Source organism: Mycobacterium sp. IS-1590 (genome assembly GCF_001500025.1).
GTDB lineage: Bacteria > Actinomycetota > Actinomycetes > Mycobacteriales > Mycobacteriaceae > Mycobacterium.
Genome location: NZ_LQIW01000050.1, coordinates 20,836 through 41,803 on the forward strand (window position 1 = coordinate 20,836; position 20,968 = coordinate 41,803).

Annotated in this window: 18 protein-coding genes; 9 read left to right on the forward strand and 9 right to left on the reverse strand. The window is 66.2% G+C overall.

What is annotated here, in order from left to right:
* The first annotated feature begins 62 nt into the window (after nucleotides 1-62).
* Together AU197_RS23665 and AU197_RS23670 are read left to right on the forward strand one after the other, a co-directional pair.
* Nucleotides 63-2,684 (forward strand): adenylate/guanylate cyclase domain-containing protein, encoded by a 2,622-nt coding sequence (locus AU197_RS23665; RefSeq protein WP_064406382.1) that lies wholly within the window; start codon nucleotides 63-65, stop codon nucleotides 2,682-2,684.
* Nucleotides 2,685-2,688: 4 nt separating this feature from the next.
* Nucleotides 2,689-3,399 (forward strand): ABC transporter substrate-binding protein, encoded by a 711-nt coding sequence (locus AU197_RS23670; RefSeq protein ID WP_064406384.1) that lies wholly within the window; start codon nucleotides 2,689-2,691, stop codon nucleotides 3,397-3,399.
* Between the two features lie 13 nt (nucleotides 3,400-3,412).
* Here the strand turns inward: AU197_RS23670 and AU197_RS23675 are convergent, their stop codons facing one another.
* Complete coding sequence (locus tag AU197_RS23675; RefSeq protein WP_064406059.1) at nucleotides 3,413-3,787, reverse strand: hypothetical protein; 375 nt, start codon at nucleotides 3,785-3,787, stop codon at nucleotides 3,413-3,415.
* Between the two features lie 180 nt (nucleotides 3,788-3,967).
* Between AU197_RS23675 and gap the strand changes: the two genes are divergently transcribed.
* From gap to secG, 4 genes are read left to right on the forward strand one after another with little or no spacing between them, the layout of a single operon-like run.
* Nucleotides 3,968-4,990, forward strand: a complete 1,023-nt coding sequence (gene gap, locus AU197_RS23680) for a type I glyceraldehyde-3-phosphate dehydrogenase (RefSeq protein ID WP_064406061.1) — start codon at nucleotides 3,968-3,970, stop codon at nucleotides 4,988-4,990.
* Nucleotides 4,991-4,993: 3 nt separating this feature from the next.
* Nucleotides 4,994-6,217 carry a phosphoglycerate kinase gene (locus AU197_RS23685; protein WP_064406062.1) on the forward strand — a complete coding sequence of 408 codons (1,224 nt, stop codon included), beginning with the start codon at nucleotides 4,994-4,996 and terminating at the stop codon, nucleotides 6,215-6,217.
* Nucleotides 6,218-6,231: 14 nt separating this feature from the next.
* Nucleotides 6,232-7,017 carry a triose-phosphate isomerase gene (tpiA, locus tag AU197_RS23690; protein WP_064406387.1) on the forward strand — a complete coding sequence of 262 codons (786 nt, stop codon included), beginning with the start codon at nucleotides 6,232-6,234 and terminating at the stop codon, nucleotides 7,015-7,017.
* Nucleotides 7,018-7,063: 46 nt separating this feature from the next.
* Complete coding sequence (gene secG / locus AU197_RS23695; protein ID WP_019348649.1) at nucleotides 7,064-7,297, forward strand: preprotein translocase subunit SecG; 234 nt, start codon at nucleotides 7,064-7,066, stop codon at nucleotides 7,295-7,297.
* A 64-nt stretch (nucleotides 7,298-7,361) separates the two neighbouring features.
* Here secG and AU197_RS23700 read toward each other — a convergent pair whose 3' ends face one another.
* Nucleotides 7,362-7,757 (reverse strand): hypothetical protein, encoded by a 396-nt coding sequence (locus AU197_RS23700; RefSeq protein WP_156434540.1) that lies wholly within the window; start codon nucleotides 7,755-7,757, stop codon nucleotides 7,362-7,364.
* A gap of 149 nt (nucleotides 7,758-7,906) precedes the next feature.
* On the opposite strand from AU197_RS23700, the gene ppc reads away from it, so the two are divergent.
* Nucleotides 7,907-10,708, forward strand: coding sequence for a phosphoenolpyruvate carboxylase (ppc, locus tag AU197_RS23705; RefSeq protein WP_064406065.1), 2,802 nt, complete (start codon nucleotides 7,907-7,909; stop codon nucleotides 10,706-10,708).
* Between the two features lie 12 nt (nucleotides 10,709-10,720).
* Here the strand turns inward: ppc and AU197_RS23710 are convergent, their stop codons facing one another.
* Nucleotides 10,721-11,092, reverse strand: a complete 372-nt coding sequence (locus AU197_RS23710) for a hypothetical protein (protein ID WP_064406389.1) — start codon at nucleotides 11,090-11,092, stop codon at nucleotides 10,721-10,723.
* A 213-nt stretch (nucleotides 11,093-11,305) separates the two neighbouring features.
* The gene (locus AU197_RS23715) at nucleotides 11,306-12,742 is read right to left on the reverse strand and encodes an HNH endonuclease signature motif containing protein (protein ID WP_064406067.1); all 1,437 of its coding nucleotides are present in this window, start codon (nucleotides 12,740-12,742) and stop codon (nucleotides 11,306-11,308) included.
* An 89-nt stretch (nucleotides 12,743-12,831) separates the two neighbouring features.
* Here AU197_RS23715 and AU197_RS23720 point away from each other — a divergent pair, with 89 nt between their 5' ends.
* Complete coding sequence (locus AU197_RS23720) at nucleotides 12,832-13,398, forward strand: dihydrofolate reductase family protein (protein WP_064406391.1); 567 nt, start codon at nucleotides 12,832-12,834, stop codon at nucleotides 13,396-13,398.
* Nucleotides 13,399-13,405: 7 nt separating this feature from the next.
* Here the strand turns inward: AU197_RS23720 and pgl are convergent, their stop codons facing one another.
* From pgl to tkt, 5 genes are read right to left on the reverse strand one after another with little or no spacing between them, the layout of a single operon-like run.
* Nucleotides 13,406-14,143: a 6-phosphogluconolactonase gene (gene pgl, locus AU197_RS23725; protein WP_064406068.1), complete on the reverse strand. Its 738-nt coding sequence runs from the start codon at nucleotides 14,141-14,143 to the stop codon at nucleotides 13,406-13,408.
* Nucleotides 14,140-15,051: a glucose-6-phosphate dehydrogenase assembly protein OpcA gene (opcA, locus tag AU197_RS23730; RefSeq protein WP_064406393.1), complete on the reverse strand. Its 912-nt coding sequence runs from the start codon at nucleotides 15,049-15,051 to the stop codon at nucleotides 14,140-14,142. Before opcA ends, pgl begins: the two co-directional genes overlap by 4 nt.
* A complete protein-coding gene (zwf, locus tag AU197_RS23735; protein ID WP_064406070.1) occupies nucleotides 15,048-16,574 on the reverse strand; it encodes a glucose-6-phosphate dehydrogenase in 1,527 nt (508 codons plus the stop codon). Before zwf ends, opcA begins: the two co-directional genes overlap by 4 nt.
* The gene (gene tal, locus AU197_RS23740) at nucleotides 16,571-17,701 is read right to left on the reverse strand and encodes a transaldolase (protein ID WP_064406072.1); all 1,131 of its coding nucleotides are present in this window, start codon (nucleotides 17,699-17,701) and stop codon (nucleotides 16,571-16,573) included. Before tal ends, zwf begins: the two co-directional genes overlap by 4 nt.
* 27 nt (nucleotides 17,702-17,728) lie before the next feature.
* Nucleotides 17,729-19,822, reverse strand: coding sequence for a transketolase (gene tkt, locus AU197_RS23745; RefSeq protein WP_064406074.1), 2,094 nt, complete (start codon nucleotides 19,820-19,822; stop codon nucleotides 17,729-17,731).
* A 231-nt stretch (nucleotides 19,823-20,053) separates the two neighbouring features.
* Here tkt and AU197_RS23750 point away from each other — a divergent pair, with 231 nt between their 5' ends.
* Nucleotides 20,054-20,965: a heme o synthase gene (locus AU197_RS23750; protein WP_156434552.1), complete on the forward strand. Its 912-nt coding sequence runs from the start codon at nucleotides 20,054-20,056 to the stop codon at nucleotides 20,963-20,965.
* The last annotated feature ends 3 nt before the right edge of the window (nucleotides 20,966-20,968 follow it).

Consider the following 20,968-nt stretch of genomic DNA (forward strand, 5'->3'; position numbering starts at 1 on the left):
TGACAAGCGGCCACTCGGCCGACACTTCACTTGTGTCCGCGGGTGACCCGCCCACCGGAGTCGTGACGTTCCTGTTCACCGACATCGAGGGTTCCACTCGTCGGTGGGAGTCCGACGCGGATGCCATGCGGGTCGCGCTTGCTTGCCATGACAAGGTGTTGCGGTCCGCCATCGAGGCGAATGACGGATTCGTGTTCAGCCACAGCGGCGATGGTCTTGCTGCCGCGTTCGCGTCGCCGAGCGCCGCCGTGGCGGCTGCCGTCGACGCCCAGCGCGAGCTGAATTTGTCGGTGCGCATGGGTGTCGCGACAGGAGAGGCGGAGCTTCGTGACGGCGACTACTTCGGCACGGTGCTCAACCGCGCGGCCCGGGTGATGGCGGCCGGGCATGGTGGGCAGATCCTGGTGGCCGAGTCGACGGCAGTTCTTCTTGCGGGCGTCGAGCTCGTGGATCTGGGTCCGCGTCGGTTACGCGATGTCTCTGTCCCGGTAACGCTGTTTCAGCTGCACGCGCCCGGATTACGCACTTACTTCCCACCGCTTCGGACGCTCGACCCCGGATCGGGAAACCTCCGCCGCGTCCCCGCTCCATTGGTCGGACGCGAGGCCGAGTTGGCGGAGCTCGCCAGCGCCGTCCGGACTCGACGGTTGGTCACCTTGACCGGCGTGGGAGGGGTGGGAAAAACACGGCTGGCGTTGGAGGTCGCCCAGCAGCTTTCGAGCGAATTCCCCGATGGGGTATGGCTTTTCGAACTCAGTGCCGTCAACGACGAAGCCGCAGTGCCCGATGCGGTCGCTGCGGTGCTCGGCGTCACCCAACAACCCGGCAAGACCATGGCGGAGTCGGTCGCGAGCACCCTCGAAGATCGTCTGCGGCTGCTGGTATTCGACAACTGCGAGCACGTACTCGATGCGACCGCAGATCTCATCGAGGCCATCCTCGGGGCCTCAACGACTGTCAGGGTGCTCGCCACAAGCCGCGAAGGCCTGGCGCTGAGCGATGAGCAGACGTGGCCGGTGCGATCGCTCGAACTCGCGGCCGCGGTCGACCTGTTCATCCAGCGTGCCCATAACGTTGCGCCAGGCATGATGCTCGACGACGAGCCTGTCATTCGAGAAGTCTGTCGGCGTCTCGACAGCCTGCCGCTGGCCATCGAACTGGCTGCGTCGCGGACTTCGTCCATGGGTGTCGAAGAAATTCGAGACCGTCTCGATCACCGATTCGCGTTACTCGTCGGGTCGCGGCGAAGGATGGATCGTCACCAGAACCTGCGTAACGCGGTGGCGTGGTCTTATGACTTGCTTGAAGACTCGGAAAGGAGACTGCTGGAACGCTGTTCAGTGTTCGCGGGTGGCTTCGACCTCAAAAGTGTCTGTGCAGTAGGCGAATGCGATGGAGCCGATGAGTACACGATCCTCGACGTGTTGGATTCGCTGGTCCGTAAGTCCTTGCTCACGGCCGACCGCGCGGTGGTGCCGACCCGCTTCTCCATGCTCGAGACCATTCGCGAGTTCGCCGAGGAACAACTAGTCTCTACCGGACACGCCGAGGAAGCTCGAAACGCGCACCCACGGCATTTTGCGAGGCGATCGGCGAGTGTTCTGGATCTGTGGGACAGCCCGCGCCAAGGCGAGGCCTACCGATGGTTCATGACAGAACTGCCCGACTTGCGCATCGCCTTCCGCTGGGCCGCCGACCATGCGGACATTCAGACCGCTGCCGCCCTGACTACTTTCGCGGGCTTCCTCGGCATGTGCGTCGAGAACTACGAGCCGACGTCGTGGGCGGAGGAAATCCTCGAATCGGCCAGGGCGGCCCGCAGTCAGTACCTCGGGTATCTGTATGTCATCGCGTCGCTGTGCTATTTCGCAGGACGGATCGACGACGGCGTGCGCTACGGCGAAGCCGGCCATGCGGCGCTGCGCGATCATATCGGCTGGGACGCGCCCTTCACCAGCATCCAGTGCAATCTCGGTGGTGCCTATCTGTCGATCGGCCGCCCAGACCTGTGGGTTGACGTGTGCTGTGCCGAACTCGATTCGGGTCGCGATAGGCGCTCCTTCGTCAGCTCCAGCCTCGCCATGGCGCTCGCGCTCGCGAACCGGTCGACAGAAGCCATGGCGGTCACGGCCGACCTGCTCGACAATCCCGACACAGAGCGGAATCCGTACGCGTTTTCGTACGCGCTCCTGGCGTACGGATACGTGTGGCGGGACACCGATCCCGCAGCGGCACTGAGAGCGCTGCGTCGCGGCCTGAAGATCGCGCAGGAGAACGGAGTCCGCGCGAACGAATCGATTCTGGCGATGACACTGGGCCGCGTGGAAGCCGAGCATGGTGACCCGCAGGCAGCCCTGGACTGCATAGCACTGGCCATCCGCAATTACCGCGACTCCGGGAACATCGCCGTGATTGGTGTGCCGTTGGCCAATCTGGCCGTTCTGCTGGACCGACGTGGGAGGTACGAGGAGTCCGCGACGCTCCTCGGGTTCGCGCACGGCCCCATGACGGCGGTGACGATTCCTGAAGTCGAGGCCACGGTTGCACATCTACGAGAAGTGCTGGGCGACGGAAGATATGAAACGCTGATCCAACGCGGCGAAACGATGACGACATCTGCGGTTGCGAACTACGCCTATGAGCAGATCGACCAGGCGTGTGCGCAGCTGCAAGAACTACGGTGAACCCATGGAGACATTGAGAGTCGGCGTGGCGGAGCCCGACCCGCCCTTCAACGGGATGCCCGACAACGGTGGCCTCGACATCGACCTGATGCACGCGCTCGGCGAGAAGATCGGCGCGACCGTCGAATTCGTGTCCTACGACGGAGCCGACTTCGACGGCATCTTCGACGCGCTGGGATCGGACTACGACTGTGTCGCCGCCGGGACCACCGTCACACCTGAGCGCGAGAGGAAGGCGACATTCCTCCCGCCGTACGTGATCTCCGGTCAGGCGCTGGCCGTCGAAACCCGCCGGCTGCCGCGCGTCACCTCCATCGACGACCTGCAGGGCCTGACCCTCGGCGTGCAGCGGGGCAACACCAGCCAGCCGATCGCCGAACGGCTCGTCGCGGAGGGCAAGGCCGGCACCGTGCGCCTCTACGACTATGGCTCGATCCGCGACGCGTTGACCGACCTTTCCACCGGCGACTGCGACGCCGTGATGAAGCTCGCGCCGGTGCTCACCGAACTGGTCAGGGACGTTCCCGGCGTGCAGGTCGTCCAGCGCGGTATCACCGTCGAGGACATCGCAATCGCCGTCCCGCTCGATGATCAAACGCTTCTCGGGCGGCTCACCGTCGCGCAAGCCGAGCTGGAAGCCGATGGCACACTTCAGCGGATTCGCCGGAAATGGCTCGGCAACCCATACGCCGACCAGAGTCTCGCGGCGCTGTGACCGCTGACCTCAGCTACTCCTTGCGCGCCATTCGCAGGGCCAATTCGGCGCCGGCATAGTCGGCGTCGCGGGCGGCTTCATGGACCGCAACGGCGCTCAGATGGGTGGCGACATCGCCGATACCCTCGGCCGCCGCCCGTCGGTGCACCTGGGCGGCACGGTCATGAGCCTCGGCCGCGAGTCGGTGGCGCTCGGCGGCGGCGAGATGCGCCGTGCGCGCGCGGGCATGGGCTTCGTGCGCGCGCAACACGGCGCGGTCGACATCAGCTGAGTCGACCTGCTCGCCTGCCGACAGACGGAGGGAGAGTTCACGGAGCTCAGCGGCACGCTCCACCGCTGCCGCCTGCCGATCCTCGGCCGCGGGGGCGAGTTGATGATCGACCTTCATGGTCCGAGTATCGGGCCGCCGGCTGTTGGCCGGCAGGGACCAAAGTCACGAAATCGCCCACCGAGCGTCCCTCGTCGGCGATGCCGGCTGATCATGGCTGACCAGGTGGCACGTGGCCGCTATCACACCACTAGGCTGGCGGTCGAGCACTACACGTTGAGGCAACTAAGGGAGAGACCAGTGACCATCCGGGTAGGCGTTAACGGCTTCGGCCGCATCGGGCGCAACTTCTACCGGGCGCTCGCCGCGCAGAAGGCCGAGGGCAAGAGCACCGACATCGAGATCGTTGCCGTCAACGACCTCACCGACAACGCCAGCTTGGCGCACCTGCTGAAGTTCGACTCGATCCTCGGCCGGTTCCCCGCCGAGATCAGCCTCGAGGGCGACGACACCATCGTCATCGGCGATCAGAAGATCAAGGCGCTCGAGGTCAAGGAGGGCCCGTCGGCCCTGCCGTGGGGCGACCTCGGTGTCGACGTGGTCGTCGAATCGACCGGCATCTTCACCAAGCGGGACAAGGCGCAGGGCCACCTCGACGCCGGCGCCAAGAAGGTCATCATCTCCGCACCTGCCACCGACGAGGACATCACGATCGTCCTCGGCGTCAACGACGACAAGTACGACGGCAGCCAGAACATCATCTCCAACGCCTCGTGCACCACGAACTGCCTCGGCCCGCTGGCCAAGGTGCTCAACGACGAGTTCGGCATCGTCAAGGGCCTGATGACGACGGTCCACGCCTACACGCAGGACCAGAACCTGCAGGACGGCCCGCACAAGGACCTGCGCCGCGCCCGCGCCGCCGCCCTGAACATCGTGCCGACCTCCACCGGCGCCGCCAAGGCGATCGGCCTGGTGCTGCCCGAGCTGAAGGGCAAGCTCGACGGCTACGCGCTGCGTGTGCCGATCCCCACGGGTTCGTGCACCGACCTGACCGCCGAACTGTCCAAGTCGGCCACCGCCGACGAGATCAACGCGGCGTTCAAGGCCGCCGCGGACGGTCCGCTCAAGGGCATCCTGAAGTACTACGACGCACCGATCGTCTCCAGCGACATCGTCACCGATCCGCACAGCTCGATCTTCGATGCCGGCCTGACCAAGGTGATCGACAACCAGGCCAAGACCGTGTCCTGGTACGACAACGAGTGGGGTTACTCCAACCGGCTTGTCGACCTGGTCGCGCTCGTCGGCAAGTCGCTGTAAGCCGTGGCCTCGTCTTCCATCAGGACTCTGGAAGACCTTCTCGCAGAAGGTGTTTCGGATCGGGGAGTGCTCGTACGGTCGGACCTCAACGTCCCGCTCGACGATGAGGGCAACATCACCGACCCGGGTCGAATCACCGCGTCTGTGCCCACGCTGAAGGCGCTTTCCGATGCCGGCGCCAAGGTGATCGTCACCGCGCATCTCGGTCGGCCCAAGGGTGAGCCCGATCCAAAGCTCTCACTGGCTCCGGTCGCGAAGGCGTTGGGGGAGCAGCTCGGTCGCCACGTTCAGCTGGCCGGCGACGTCGTCGGCACCGACGCGCTCGCCCGTGCCGAAGGCCTGACCGACGGCGACATCCTGCTGCTGGAGAACATCCGCTTCGACGCCCGTGAGACCAGCAAGGACGACGCCGAACGGATGGCGCTGGCCCGGCAGCTCGCCGAGCTCGTCGGTGAGGACGGGGCTTTCGTCTCCGACGGTTTCGGGGTCGTGCACCGCAAGCAGGCGTCGGTGTACGACGTCGCGACCCTGCTCCCGCACTATGCGGGCACGCTGGTGGCCGCGGAGGTCAAGGTGCTCGAACAGCTGACCACCTCCACCGACCGGCCTTACGCCGTCGTGCTCGGCGGGTCCAAGGTGTCGGACAAGCTGGCGGTCATCGAATCGCTCGCCGAGAAGGCCGACAGCCTGATCATCGGTGGCGGCATGTGCTTCACGTTCCTTGCCTCACAAGGCGTTTCGGTCGGCACCTCGCTGCTGGAGGAAAGCATGATCGAGACCTGCCGCAAGCTTCTCGACACCTACGCCGACGTGATCCACGTACCGGTCGACATCGTGGTGGCCGACAAGTTCGCCGCCGACGCGACGGCCGAAATCGTCGCCGCCGACAAGATCCCGGCCGACAAGATGGGCCTGGACATCGGTCCCGGGTCGGTCGAGCGGTTCACCACGCTGCTGTCCAACGCCAAGACCGTGTTCTGGAACGGACCGATGGGCGTCTTCGAGTTCCCGGCCTTCGCCGCGGGCACCAAGGGCGTCGCCGAGGCGATCATCGCCGCGACCGGTAAGGGCGGCTTCAGCGTTGTCGGCGGCGGCGATTCCGCCGCTGCGGTCCGTCAGCTCGGCCTCGACGAAGAGGGCTTCTCCCACATTTCGACCGGGGGCGGGGCCTCGCTGGAATACCTTGAGGGCAAGAAACTGCCCGGTATCGCTGTTTTAGAAGAGTGAGAGGTCCCGAAATCGTGAGCCGCAAGCCGCTGATCGCCGGCAACTGGAAGATGAACCTCAACCACTTCGAGGCGATCGCGCTGGTGCAGAAGATCGCGTTCGCCCTGCCGGCGAAGTACTTCGACAAGGTCGACGTGACGGTGATCCCGCCATTCACCGACCTGCGCAGCGTCCAGACCCTCGTCGACGGCGACAAGCTGCTGCTGACCTACGGCGCGCAGGATCTCTCACAGCACGATTCGGGCGCCTACACCGGCGACATCAGCGGTGCCTTCCTGGCCAAGCTGGGATGCACGTTCGTCGTCGTCGGGCACTCCGAACGCCGCACCTACCACCACGAGGACGACGCCGTCGTGGCGGCCAAGGCCGCGGCGGCTTTTCGGCACGGTTTGGTGCCGATCATCTGCATCGGTGAGCAACTCGAGGTCCGTGAGGCGGGCAACCACGTCGAGCACAACGTCGAGTCGTTGCGCGGGTCGCTGGCGGGCCTTTCTAACGAACAGATCGGCCAGGCCGTGATCGCCTACGAGCCGGTGTGGGCCATCGGCACCGGCCGGGTGGCCAGCGCGGCCGACGCCCAGGAGGTCTGCAAGGCGATCCGCGACGAGCTGGGCAAGCTGGCGACGCCTCAGGTGGCCGCCGGTGTCCGGGTGCTCTACGGCGGTTCGGTCAATGCCAAGAACGTCGGCGACATCGTCGCGCAGGAGGACATCGACGGAGCCCTCGTCGGCGGCGCCTCGCTCGACGGTGAGCAGTTCGCAACGCTGTCGGCCATCGCGGCCGGCGGCCCTCTGCCCTGACCATCCGATTAGTGGGCGCCACCGCCGATTAGGTAGTCTGGCGCCCATGGAATTGGCCCTGCAGATCACCCTGGTAGTGACCAGTGTCCTGGTCGTGCTCCTGGTGCTGCTGCATCGCGCCAAGGGCGGCGGCCTATCCACGCTGTTCGGCGGCGGCGTTCAGTCCAGCCTGTCGGGCTCGACGGTGGTGGAGAAGAACCTCGACCGATTGACGCTGTTCGTCACCGGCATCTGGCTCGTCTCGATCGTAGGCGTCGCGCTGCTCATCAAGTACAGCTGACGCGGAACGCAGGGCCCGTTGTAGACGGTGCCGATCCACCTGCCCGCGTGCGGGCTCCCCAGTTCTAGGGCGCGAGCACGCGCGGCGGCATGGGGGCCACCGGTTGCTGCGGTTGAGCCGGCGGCAGCTGTAGAACGGGCAGGTCTCCCCGGACCGCGCCGGGCCCTATCGGGGTGGCCGGCTGTTGCTCCGCTTGCTGCGCCTGTGCAGGCGGGGCATAGCAGTTCGGTGATCCGTCGGACTGGGTGTCGTTCGGGTCACTGGTCGGCACGCCGCCCGAGTCGACGCAGCACAGGTCGGCGTTGCGGACCGTCTGCTTCATGCAATTGTCGTACTGCTCGACGTCCCACGAGCCGTCGTCGGGCGCCCCGGCCGCGGTGGCGGGCCAGCTCAACAGGGCAAGGACGCCGGCACAGCCGGCGATTATCAGTCGATGCAGTAGTGGAGGTGAATTCGTCATCGTCGGTCCTCTGACGAGGGTGTGTGATGTACCAAGCGTGCGCCGGAATCGGGCCGCAGTGTCGGTTTCGGACATTTTTCTTGCGCGCTCTCAGCGGTGCCGGGAATTCCCGCCGCGCAGACCCCGACCGCGACGGCGATACTGAGCGCATGGCCGAACTTCCCGATGCGCTGGAACCGATCGGCGCGGTACAGCGGACCAAGGTGGGTCGTGACGCCACCGAGCCGATGCGCGAGGACATCCGCCTTCTCGGCGCGATACTCGGCGACACCGTGCGCGAGCAGAACGGCGACGAGGTGTTCGATCTCGTCGAGCGCGCCCGCGTCGAATCGTTCCGGGTGCGCCGCTCCGAGATCGACCGCGCGGAGCTGGCGGGGATGTTCGACGGCATCGACATCAGGCAGGCGATCCCGGTGATCCGCGCCTTCACTCACTTTGCGCTGTTGGCCAACGTCGCCGAGGACATCCACCGAGAGCGCCGCCGGGCGGTCCACGTCGAAGCGGGGGAGCCGCCGCAGAACAGCAGCCTCGCCGCCACGTACGCCAAACTCGACGCCGTCGACCTCGATGCCGAGGCCGTCACCGCAGCGCTCGCCGGGGCGATGGTTTCGCCGGTCATCACCGCGCACCCGACCGAGACCAGGCGCCGCACGGTCTTCGACACTCAACACCGCATCACCGAGCTGATGCGGTTGCGCCTGCACGGGCGCAGCGAGGCCGACGGCCGCGATTTCGAGCGCGAGCTGCGCCGCCACATCCTGACGCTGTGGCAGACCGCGCTGGTTCGGTTGTCGCGGTTGAAGATCCAGGACGAGATCGAGACAGGTCTGCGGTATTACCCAGCCGCGTTCTTCAAGGTGATACCGCAGGTGAACGCCGACGTGCGCAACGAGCTGCAGGCCCGTTGGCCCGGTACCGGACTGCTGGACGAGCCGATTGTGCGTCCCGGATCGTGGATAGGCGGGGATCGGGACGGCAACCCGAACGTCACCGCCGACGTCGTCCGCCGTGCGACCGGCAGAGCCGCGTACACGGCACTGGATCACTACTTCACCGAGATCACCGCGCTGGAAGAGGAGCTGTCGATGTCGGCGCGGCTGGTACGCATCAGCGACGGACTCGACGCGTTGGCGGCCCGGTGCGAGGAACCGGCGCGGGCCGACGAGCCCTACCGGCGAGCGCTGCGCGTGATCCACTCCCGGCTGACGTCGACGGCGAAGGACATCCTCGACGAGCAGCCCGAGCATGAACTCGATCTTGGGCTCGAACGCTATGAGTCGCCGGCAGAGTTGCTCGCCGACCTCGACGTGGTCGACGAGTCGTTGCGCACCAACGGCAGCGCGGTGCTGGCAGACGATCGGTTGGCCCGGTTGCGGGAGGCCGTGCGCACCTTCGGATTTCACCTGTGCGGTCTCGACATGCGACAGAACTCCGATGTGCACGAGGAGGTCGTCGCCGAGCTGCTGGCGTGGGCGGGCGTACACCCCGACTACGGCTCGCTGGACGAGGCGGACCGGGTAGAACTGCTCGCCGGTGAGCTGTCGACCCGGCGCCCGCTGGTCAAAGCCGGCGCCGAACTGTCCGAGCTGGCCCGCAAGGAACTCGACATCGTCGCGGCGGCCGCGCGGGCGGTGCGGGTCTTCGGTTCCCGGGCGGTTCCCAACTACATCATCTCGATGTGCGAATCCGTGTCGGACATGTTGGAGGCGGCGATACTGCTCAAAGAGGTCGGGCTGCTCGACGTCTCCGGGGAGAGGCCGTACGCACCCGTCGGTATCGTGCCGCTCTTCGAGACCATCGACGATCTGCAGCGTGGTTCGTCGATTCTCGAAGCGGCGCTGGACCTTCCGGTGTACCGATCGATCGTCTCGGCGCGCAGCGACAGCCAGGAGGTGATGCTCGGCTACTCCGACTCCAACAAGGACGGCGGCTACCTCGCGGCGAACTGGGCGCTGTACCGGGCCGAACTCGACCTGGTGGAGTCGGCGCACAAGACCGGAATCCGGTTGCGGCTCTTCCACGGTCGCGGTGGCACGGTGGGCCGGGGTGGCGGTCCGAGCTACGACGCCATCTTGGCCCAGCCGCCGGGCGCGGTGAACGGATCGCTTCGCCTCACCGAACAGGGTGAGGTCATCGCGGCGAAATACGCCGAACCGGAGGCCGCATATCGCAACCTCGAGACCCTGCTGGCCGCCACGTTGGAGGCCACGCTGCTCGACGTGGAAGGTCTCGGTGACGAGGCCGGCCCGGCCTACGAGGTGCTTGACGACCTGGCCGGCCGCGCCCAACGTGCGTATGCCGAGTTGGTCCACGAGACACCGGGTTTCGTCGACTATTTCAAGGCCTCCACGCCCGTGAGCGAGATCGGCGCGCTCAACATCGGAAGCCGGCCTTCGTCGCGCAAGCCGACCACGTCGATCGCGGATTTGCGGGCGATTCCGTGGGTGCTGGCGTGGAGTCAGTCGCGGGTGATGCTGCCGGGCTGGTACGGCACCGGGAAGGCCTTCGAGGAGTGGATCGCCGAGGGATCCGAATCGGGAGAGGACCGCGTCGAGGTCTTGCGGGACCTGTACCGGCGGTGGCCGTTCTTCCGCACCGTCCTGTCGAACATGGCCCAGGTGTTGGCGAAATCCGATCTGGGACTGGCGGCGCGGTATTCCGAACTGGTCGACGACGAGGAGCTGAGGCGGCGGGTGTTCGACAAGATCGCCGACGAGCATGAGCGCACGATCCGGATGCACAAGCTCATCACCGGCCAGGACGATCTGCTCGCCGACAACCCGGCGCTGGCCCGTTCGGTGTTCAACCGCTTCCCGTACCTGGAACCGCTGAACCATCTCCAGGTCGAACTGCTGCGTCGCTATCGGTCCGGGGACGACGACGAACTCGTCCAGCGGGGAATCCTGCTCACGATGAGCGGGTTGGCGAGCGCACTGCGCAACAGCGGCTAGACAGCAGGAGATCTAGAGACCGGTCGAGCGGCGCATCTTGTTCACCGCCCCGCGCACCACCTGCTCGGTCGCGGCGAGCGGCGAGATCACCGACTCACCGAGCCCGACGATGCGTTCCACCCGCCCGACTATGCCCTCCATACGGTCGACCACGGCGTTCAGACGCGGGGCGAGCTGATTGATCTGATTGATGGTCTCGTTGAACCGCTCCAGGGTGGCATCGAGGTTGGCGGTGGAGCTGTTGAGGTCCTCGAGCGTCTCGCTCAGCCCCTCCAGGATGGTGTCGACCTGCTCGACGGTGACGTCGGCGTTGAGCGCCGCCTGGGCGAGCTTTCTGATGCGTTCCGGCCCGGTACGGACCGGTCGACCACCCTTGTCTGCCATGAGGGCCATTATGACGGCAGCCGGGGAACCGCCGGGCGTAACCCGACGTCTGAACACATGTGAGCCACGGAGAAACCACGTCTCGGCAGTGCCCGATGGATCCGCGAATTGTCATGGTCGGATCGGACACCACGACCGCAAAAGCCGATTACGACGAGGGCTTCCGCGATGGACAGAACGGTGATCTCTCGGCCCTCTCGAGCTGAACGCTGGTCAGAACGGCGGTGGTTCGTCGTCCCTGGCGAGTCGCTCGGCGAGGAGCAACTCTTTGCGAGCGATGCGCTCGGCGTTGTGTTGGCGCTCCAGCGCGATCCGATATGCCTTGTCCTCTGCGCGGGTGCGCCTGCGGATCGGCATCTTCGCGCCGCGATGACGATCGTCTGGCCCGCTCGGGTGCGGGGCGACCACGATGTCGCCCGTGGGCCGGCCCAGCTGTTCGAAGAACTCGGCACCGCCGGGGGTGGTCGTGTACGTCTGCCCGTTGGGTGCCGTCCAGATGACCGTGCCGTCCGCGAGCTGTCGGTCTGACCACCCGTCGGCGCCGCACCAGAAAGTTTTCAGCAGATGGTGAAACCCGCAGAGCAGCTTCAAGTTCGATGGATGGGTGGGTCCCATTGGATACGGGACCGTGTGGTCGATCTGGCACGCAGATGCCGGTACATCACATCCGGGAAAGCGGCACGTCAGGTCACGCCATCGGATGAAACGAGCTAACGCCGCAGACGGTCGGTAGCCCTGCTCAGGGCAGGGTTCGGGCAGCGGAACGGGGCGCACCCGCGCGGTCGCGATCATCTCGCGCAACAACGAGGCGGGCACCGCGCCGAAGCCTGGGAGGTATCCCGGATTGTCCGACCGGCCCTCGATCGTGGCCTGCTCGGCGATCACATTGACGACGACCTGACTTGTTGGCTCGTTGGGGGAGCCGTTCTGGCAATCCTCGGCGCCGCAGCCGCACTGGAGCCGCATCTGCCCTGCGCTCATCGCCACCATCGCGTCTGCTCGGCGTTGTGAAGCGGTGCGCGGATCGTCGCGACAGACCGTTGCGGCAATCTCATCGAGGCGCGTGTCGAAAGCCACACCATCGGCGAAGGCGAGTTTGGCCCAGACCCCGACCATGCCTGGACTGATCGGACCGACCTCGACATAGCGGTCGTCGCTGGGCGGCTTCGGTTCCCGAACCCCGTCCGGGTCGAACTTCTCCACCCACATGTCGACGCGCTCGTGCAGCTTCGGCCCGGACAACTTCATCCACTTCGGCGACCATTTCGCGAAAGCCGCGTCGAGCCGGGCAAGGCGATCGTCGTCCTGGACATTGGAGCTGCGGTTGACCAGGGCGGTCACCATCCGAAAGTCGATCTGTCCGCTCGCGAAGACCTCGGCGACCTTGGGCAGGCGCTCACGGAGGTCGATGGCGTAGTGCAGGCGACTGGCCGCTCGCCCGCGGCTGATGTTCAGTGCCGCCGCGATTTCGGCGACCACATTGGCGTGGCCGTCGATCGCCCAGTTCTCCCGCTCGTCATCCTGCTCAGGGGCGCGGCGGGCATAGAGCTCGCCGATCGCCATGAGTTCACGGCCGCATGCCGCGCTCTGTTCGCGCGAGGACGCGGTGATGACCTCGATCACCGTCGCATCCTCGAATGTCTCGAACATACATTCGATACTACTCACGCTCCCGACAAGTCGGCCCAAGTAAGCCCGCGGCGGCGATGAGTTCGTTCCGCTCGTGCAGTCTGAAGGACGTGGGCAGACTCATCTATGGCTTCAACGTGTCGGTGGACGGCTACATCGCCGACGCTGAGGGCAACATCAACTGGTCCGATCCGAGCGACGAAGTGCACCGGTATTGGAATGACTTCGAACGGGAGACCGCGCTGGCGTTCTACGGCCGGCGACTCTACGAGCTGATGTCGGCGTACTGGCCGACCGCGGATCAGGCCCCCGACGCCACCCCTCTGATCGTCGACTTCGCCCACATCTGGCGCGACATGCCCAAGGTCGTGTTCTCACAGACCATCGATTCCGTCGACTGGAACTCCCGCCTGGAACGCGGCAACCCGGTCGAGGTGGTGACGAAACTCAAGGCCGAGACCGACGGCCAGATGGAGGTGGCCGGCGCGACGCTGGCTGCGCCGATCGTGCAGGCCGGATTGGTGGACGAGTACCGGATCGTCATCGCACCCACCGCCGTGGGCGGTGGCACCCCGTTCTTCCCGTCCTTGCCATCGTGGATACCGCTGCGATTGGTGGAGAACCGCACCTTCCCGTGTGGCACGGTCCTGCTGCGCTACGAGGCGCAGCGCGACTGAGTCCGCGTCAGAGCTTGCTCGCCGCGGCCTCGTCGAGCAGCCACACCGTCGCGTCGCGGCCCACCGCGCCCGCCGCGGGCACGTCGTCGGCGTCAGCACCGCCGATCGCCGCTGCCACCGCGTCGGCCTTTCCGTCACCGGAGACCACCAGCCACACCTCCCGCGACCGGCGAACCGCGGGCAGCGTCAACGTGATCCGGCGCGGCGGCGGCTTGGGGGAGTCCTCGACGCCGACCACCAGACGCTCGGTCTCACGCACCGCGGCGGTGTGGGGGAACAGCGAGTTGATGTGGCCCTCACCGCCCATCCCCAGCAGATGCACGTCGAAGTCGGGCGCCGGCTCGCCGCCCTCGGCGTTGGCGGCCAGCACCTGCTCGTATGCCGCCGCGGCCGCGTCGAGGTCGTCGCCGAATTGCGCGCCGCTCGCGGCCATCGGGTGCACGTTGCCGGACGGAATGTCGATGTGGTCCAGCAGCGCCTCGCGGGCCTGCTTGTAGTTGCGCTCGTCGTCGTCCTCGGGCACGAAACGGTCATCGCCCCAATAGAGATGCACCTTCGCCCAGTCGATCTCGGTGCCCTTCTCGGCGACGCGCTTCAGCAGCCCGGTGCCGGTGCCCCCGCCCGTGAGCACGATGTGCGCCGACCCGCGCTTGTCGATGGCCGCGACAATCGCTGCGACAAGCCGATCTCCCGCGGCCGCCACTAACGTCGTGGTATCGGGATGACGCTCGATGGTCGCGCTCATGCGTATTGCACCTTGTCGATTCCCTGCAGGGCCTCGTGATAGATCTCATCGGGGTCGAGCCTGCGCAGATCCTCGGCCAGGCACTCCTTGGCCTCCCTGCGCGCCAACGGAATTCGGGCCTCGGGCCGGCTGGTGCGGCTCAGCGTCGCGGTGACGCCGTTCTGCGGCCGACGCAAAGTGATCGTCTCACCGTCGCGGATCAGCTCGACTTTCAACTCGCCCACCTGCCGGTGCACCGGACCGTCGATCCGAGCGGCGAGCCAACCCGCCAGCACGTCAAGTGACGGCTCGTCGCGTAGACCCGACACCACCGCGGACGCGATCGGCGCGTGTGGTTCCTGATCGACGGCGGCGGCCAGCAGGGCCCGCCAGTACGTGATCCGCGCCCAGCACAGGTCGGTGTCTCCGGCGGTATAACCGGCAAGGCGCCCCTTGATCGCGCCCAGCGGATCAGAACATTGCGTCGCGTTGGTGATCCGACGAATCGCCAACCGGCCCAACGGGTCCTCGGCAGGCACCGCCGGCCCGCCTGCCGGCCACCACGCCACGACCGGGGTATCGGGCAACAAGAAGGGCAGCACCACGGCGCTCGCATGGTCGGCGAGCTCGCCGTGCAGGCGCAGCCCGACGATCTCTCCGGCGCCGGCATCCCCGCCGACGCGTAATTGCGCGTCCAGCCTGGCGTCGTCGGCATTGCGGTCCCCGGGCACCACGATGATCACCCGGCAGGGGTGCTCGCGGCTGGCGAAGTTGGCGGCTTCGATGGATTCTTCGAGCAGCTCATCGGAATCGAGCGAGACGACCAGGGTGAGTACGCGACTCAGGGTGATCGCGCCGCCCTCCTCGCGCAGACCGGTGATCTTCTTGTTGATGTCGTTCGTGTTCGTATTCGGCAGGTCGACGATCACGGTCGCCTCCATTCCCGGCCCATGCGATGCAACATCTCGTCGGCAGAGGCCGGTCCCCAGGTGCCCGACTCGTACGGCTCGGGCTTACCGTGGGCGGCCCAGTAGTCCAGCACGGGATCGAGGATCTCCCAGGACAATTCGACCTCCCGGTTCACCGGGAACAGCGAGGGCTCACCGAGCAGCACGTCGAGGATCAGCCGCTCGTAGGCTTCGGGGGAGTCTTCGGCGAATGCCGACCCGTAGGAGAAGTCCATGTTGACGTCGCGGACCTCCATGGCGCTGCCGGGCACCTTGGAGCCGAACCGGGTCGTGATGCCTTCGTCCGGCTGAACCCTGATCACCAGGGCGTTCTGGCCGAGTTCCTCGGTCATTGTCTTGTCGAATGGTAGGTGCGGTGCCCGCTTGAAGATCAGTGCGATCTCGGTCACCCTGCGCCCCAGTCGTTTTCCGGTGCGCAGAAAGAACGGCACTCCGGCCCACCGCCGGGTGTCGACCTCCAGGGCGATGGCCGCGTAGGTCTCGGTCTTCGAATCCTTCGAGAAGCCTTCTTCTTCGAGCAGGCCGACCACTTTCTCGCTGCCCTGCCAGCCCGAGGCGTACTGCCCGCGTGCGGTGGTCTCGCTCAGGGGCTGCATCGGCCGCGTGGCCGAGAACACCTTGATCTTCTCGATCTGCAGCTCCTTCGGCCCGAAGCTGACCGGCTCCTCCATCGCGGTCAGGGCCAGCAGTTGCAGGAGGTGATTCTGGATGACGTCGCGCGCGGCGCCGACCCCGTCGTAATACCCTCCGCGGCCGCCGAGCCCGATGTCCTCGGCCATCGTGATCTGCACACTGTCGACATAGTTGTTGTTCCAGATCGGCTCGTACAGTTCGTTGGCGAACCGCAGCGCGAGGATGTTCTGCACCGTCTCCTTGCCGAGGTAGTGGTCGATGCGGAACACCGACTCCTCGGGGAACACGCTGTTGACGACCGCGTTGAGTTCCTGCGCACTCTCCAGATCGTGACCGAACGGCTTCTCGATCACCACCCGGCTCCAGCGACCCTCCTGCGGGTTCGCCAAACCGGACTTGTGCAGCTGCTCGCACACCGGCTGGAACGCGTTCGGGGGAATGGACAGGTAGAAAACGTGGTTGCCGCCGGTTCCGCGTTCGGCGTCGAGTTTCTCCAGTGTCTCGGCAAGCCGGCCGAATGCCGCGTCGTCGTCGAACGTGCCCTGAACGAACCGGAATCCCTCGGCCAGCCGGTCCCACACCTCCTGCCGGAACGGTGTGCGGGCGTGCTTCTTCACCGCCTCGTAGACGACTTGGCCGAAATCCTCGTCGGCCCAGTCCCTTCGGGCGAATCCGATCAACGAGAAGGACGGGGGCAGCAGGCCACGGTTGGCCAAGTCGTAGATCGCCGGCATCAACTTCTTGCGCGACAGGTCGCCGGTGACACCGAAGATGACGATCCCGCAGGGCCCCGCGATCCGGGGCATCCGCTTGTCGCGCTTGTCGCGAAGCGGATTCACCCAGTCCGTCATTTCTTGGCTGGGGGCTTGTTCACGTCGAGCTGTTCCTGCGTCGCCTCGAGCAACTCGAGCCACGACTTTTCGAATTTCTCCACACCCTCGTCCTCCAGGAGCCGGAAGACGTCGGGGAGGTCGATACCGATGGCGGACAGCTTGTCGAACAGCGCCTGCGATTCGTCGGCCGTGCCGGTCACGGTGTCGCCGGTGATCACGCCGTGCTCGGCGACCGCATCGATCGTCTTCTCCGGCATGGTGTTCACCGTGTTCGGGGCGACCAACTCGGTGACGTACAAGGTGTCCGAGTACTCGGGATTCTTCACGCCCGTCGACGCCCACAGCGGACGTTGCACGCGGGCGCCGTCGCCCTTGAGCGCGTCGTAGCGTTTGCCGCCGACGAACACCTCTTCGTAAGCGGCGTAGGCGAGTCGCGCGTTGGCGACACCGGCTTTACCCCGCAGATCCAGCGCCTCCTGCGACCCGATCTTCTCCAGCCGCTTGTCGATCTCGGTGTCCACCCGGGACACGAAGAACGAAGCGACCGAATGGATCTTGGACAGGTCGTGGCCGGCTTCCTTGGCCTTTTCCAGGCCTTCGAGGTAGGCGTCCATCACCAAGCGGTGCCGTTCCACCGAGAAGATCAGCGTGACGTTGACAGAGATGCCCTCGGCGATCACCGCGGTGATCGCGGGTAGGCCCGCCATCGTCGCCGGGATCTTGATCAGCAGGTTGGGACGGTCGACGATTTTCCACAACTCGATCGCCTGCAGGATCGTTTTGTCGGTGTCGTGCGCCAGCCGCGGGTCCACCTCGATCGACACCCGCCCGTCGACGCCGTCGGAAAGCTCGTACTGCTTGGCCAGCACGTCGCACGCGTTGCGGACATCGTCGGTGGTGACGGTGCGGATCGTGGCGTCCACGTCTGCGCCCCGCTCCGCCAATTCCTTGACCTGATCGTCATAAGCGTGTCCCTTGGACAGCGCGGCCTGAAAGATCGACGGGTTGGTGGTCACCCCGACGACACTTTTGGTGTCGACCAGTTCCTGGAGGTTTCCTGTCTGCAGTCGGTCGCGCGACAGATCGTCGAGCCACACCGACACGCCGGCCTCGGACAATGCCGCGAGATTCGGATTCTGAGCCATAGCTGTGCCTTTCCTAGCGTTTCGACCTCAGTTGTCTATCGATCGCTCCGCGGCGGCCACCACAGCCTCGGGAGTGAACCCGAACTCACGGAACAACGTCTTGTGATCGGCGGACTCGCCGTAGTGCTCGATCGAGACGATCTCGCCGGTGTCGCCGACGAGCTTGTACCAGCTCTGCGCGACGGCAGCTTCGACCGCGACGCGCGCCGAAACGCTCGGAGGCAGAACCGAATCGCGGTACTCGCGCGGTTGCGACTCGAACCACTCCACACACGGCATCGACACCACGTAAGCCGTGATGTCCTTTTCCGCCAACTGCTTTTTCGCCTCCACCGCCAGCTGTAGTTCCGAACCCGTCGCGATGATGATCACGTCCGCGTCGTCGGCGGGGTCACCGCCGCCGAGGACGTAGCCGCCGCGGGCCACCCCGTCGGCGTCGGTGCCCTCCAGTACCGGGATGCCCTGGCGGGTCAGGATGAAACCCACCGGGCCGCTGCCGTTGCCGCGGGCCAGGATGCTGCGCCATGCGTACGCCGTTTCGTTGGGGTCACCCGGCCGAACCACCGACAGGTTCGGGATCGCGCGCAGCGCCGCAAGGTGTTCGATCGGCTGATGTGTCGGGCCGTCCTCACCGAGACCGATGGAGTCGTGGGTCCAGATGTAGATGGTGTCGATGTCCATCAGCGAGGCGAGTCGCACGGCCGGCCGCATGTAATCGGAGAACTGCAGGAACGTGCCGCCGAACGCGCGGGTCGGGCCGTGCAGCACGATGCCGGACAGGATCGCTCCCATCGCGTGTTCGCGCACGCCGAAGTGCAGCACCCGGCCGTACCAGTCCGCCGTGAAGTCGTCGGTCGAGATGGACGGCGGGCCAAACGAATTCACGCCCTTGATCGTGGTGTTGTTGCTGCCCGCGAGGTCCGCCGAACCACCCCACAACTCGGGCAGCTTCGGCGCGACATCGTTGAGCACCTGGCCGAACGCGGCTCGGGTGGCCAACGGCTTGGAGCCCGGCTCCCAGTAGGTCAGGTCCGAATCCCAGCCGTCGGGCAGTTTCTGAGCCAGCAGCCGGTCCAGTAGCTCCTTGCGCTCGGGCTCGCGCTCGGCCCATGCGTCGAAGTCGGTCTGCCACTTGGCGTGTGCCTCTTTGCCGCGATCCACCAGCTTGCGGGTGTGCTCGATGACCTCCGGCCGCACCTCGAAGGTCTTGTCGGGGTCGAAGCCCAGGATCTTCTTGGTGGCCGCGACCTCTTCCTCGCCGAGCGCCGAACCGTGCACGTCGCCGGTGTTCATCTTGTTGGGTGCCGGATAGCCGATGATCGTGCGCAGAGCGATGAACGACGGTTTGTCGGTGACCGCCTTGGCGGCCTGCACTGCTTCTTCTATGCCGACGACGTTCTCGCCGCCCTCGACCTCCTGCACGTGCCAGCCGTAGGCGCGGTAGCGGGCCGCGACGTCCTCGGACAGCGCGATGTTGGTGTCGTGCTCGATCGAGATCTGATTCTTGTCGTAGAACACGATCAGGTTGCCGAGCTGCTGGGTGCCCGCCAGCGACGACGCCTCGCTCGTGATGCCCTCTTCGATGTCGCCGTCGGAGGCGATCACATAGATGTAGTGGTCGAACGGGCTTTCACCCCACGGGGCGTCGGGGTCGAAGAGCCCGCGCTCGTAGCGCGAGGCCATCGCCATGCCGACCGCGGACGCCAGGCCCTGCCCGAGCGGGCCGGTGGTGATCTCCACGCCGTCGGTGTGGCGGAACTCCGGATGGCCGGGGGTCTTGGACTTGAACGTCCGCAGGGCTTCGATGTCGTCCAGCTCGAGCCCGAACCCGCCGAGATAGAGCTGGATGTAGAGGGTCAGGCTGGAGTGGCCGCACGACAGCACGAAGCGGTCGCGGCCGAGCCAGTGCACGTCGCTGGGGTCGTGGCGCATCTGGCGCTGGAAGAGCGTGTAGGCCAGGGGCGCCAGGCTCATCGCCGTTCCGGGATGGCCGTTGCCGACCTTTTGCACCGCGTCGGCCGCCAGCACCCTGACGGTGTCGACCGCCAACGAGTCCACCTCGGTCCAGTCCTCGGGGTGGTTCGGGCGGGTCAGCGCGGAGATTTCTTCGAGTGTGGTCACAGGCGCACTCCTGGTCGGCATAGAGCATTTCTCAGCTGCACGTTCAACCACCCTAGTGCGGGAGGGTCGTCCAATGCAGGAGTGCCGGCGGTAGATGCCGGGCAGGATTAGGCCGGTGTTCCCGTGCGGTCTACCATCGTCTGTAGTAGACGCCCGCGCGCTGGGGACCATTTCGACAGGAGCAACTGCGTGAGAGTTCGCGACGGTCATCACCTCGTCGACGGGGATTCGATGTCGCCGCGGGGGCGGTTCCGGACGCGAATCCGCGACACGCTTCTCGGCTACGTCTCGCTGACTAAGCCGCGGGTCATCGAACTGCTCCTGGTCACCACCATCCCGGCCATGCTGCTGGCGAGCCGCGGCACGGTCGATCCGCTGCTGATCCTGAACACTCTGTTCGGCGGACTGCTGGCGGCGGCAGGCGCCAACGCATTGAACTGCGTGGCCGACGCCGACATCGACAAGGTGATGAAGCGCACGGAGCGCAGGCCGCTGGCGCGTGCCACGGTTCCACGCAGTCACGCGCTGGTATTCGGGCTGGCCCTGTCCGTGGCGTCGTTCTTCTGGCTGTGGTGGACGACGAACATGCTGTCGGCCCATCTCGCCGGCGCGACGATCGCGTTCTACGTGCTGGTCTACACCCTGTTGCTCAAGCGCCGCACCTCGCAGAACGTGGTGTGGGGCGGCGCGGCCGGCTGCATGCCGGTGATGATCGGCTGGTCCGCGGTCACCGGGACGATCGCCTGGCCCGCGCTGGTCATGTTCGCGATCATCTTCTTCTGGACGCCGCCGCACACCTGGGCGCTGGCGATGCGCTACAAGGAGGACTACCGCGCCGCGGGTGTCCCGATGCTTCCCGCGGTGGCCACCGAACGTCAGGTCACCAAGCAGATCCTGATCTACACCTACCTGACGGTGGCCGCGACGCTGGCGCTGACGCCCGTCACCGGCTGGCTGTACGCGTCGGTGGCGCTGCTGGCGGGAGGATGGTTCCTGGTGATGGCGCACCAGCTCTACAACGGAGTGCGGCGGGGCGAGGCGGTCAAGCCCCTGCGGCTCTTCCTGCAGTCGAACAACTATCTCGCCGTCGTGTTCCTGGCCCTCGCGGTCGACTCCGTCCTGGCGTTGCCCACGGTTTTCTAGGCG

Coding starts and splice junctions, on each gene's coding strand:
- AU197_RS23670 (WP_064406384.1), top strand. CDS start 2,689: ATGGAGACATTGAGAGTCGGCGTGGCGGAGCCCGACCCGCCCTTCAAC.
- AU197_RS23675 (WP_064406059.1), bottom strand. CDS start 3,787: ATGAAGGTCGATCATCAACTCGCCCCCGCGGCCGAGGATCGGCAGGCG.
- secG (WP_019348649.1), top strand. CDS start 7,064: ATGGAATTGGCCCTGCAGATCACCCTGGTAGTGACCAGTGTCCTGGTC.
- AU197_RS23700 (WP_156434540.1), bottom strand. CDS start 7,757: ATGACGAATTCACCTCCACTACTGCATCGACTGATAATCGCCGGCTGT.
- ppc (WP_064406065.1), top strand. CDS start 7,907: ATGGCCGAACTTCCCGATGCGCTGGAACCGATCGGCGCGGTACAGCGG.
- AU197_RS23710 (WP_064406389.1), bottom strand. CDS start 11,092: ATGGCAGACAAGGGTGGTCGACCGGTCCGTACCGGGCCGGAACGCATC.
- AU197_RS23715 (WP_064406067.1), bottom strand. CDS start 12,742: ATGTTCGAGACATTCGAGGATGCGACGGTGATCGAGGTCATCACCGCG.
- pgl (WP_064406068.1), bottom strand. CDS start 14,143: ATGAGCGCGACCATCGAGCGTCATCCCGATACCACGACGTTAGTGGCG.
- zwf (WP_064406070.1), bottom strand. CDS start 16,574: ATGACGGACTGGGTGAATCCGCTTCGCGACAAGCGCGACAAGCGGATG.
- tal (WP_064406072.1), bottom strand. CDS start 17,701: ATGGCTCAGAATCCGAATCTCGCGGCATTGTCCGAGGCCGGCGTGTCG.
- AU197_RS23750 (WP_156434552.1), top strand. CDS start 20,054: ATGTCGCCGCGGGGGCGGTTCCGGACGCGAATCCGCGACACGCTTCTC.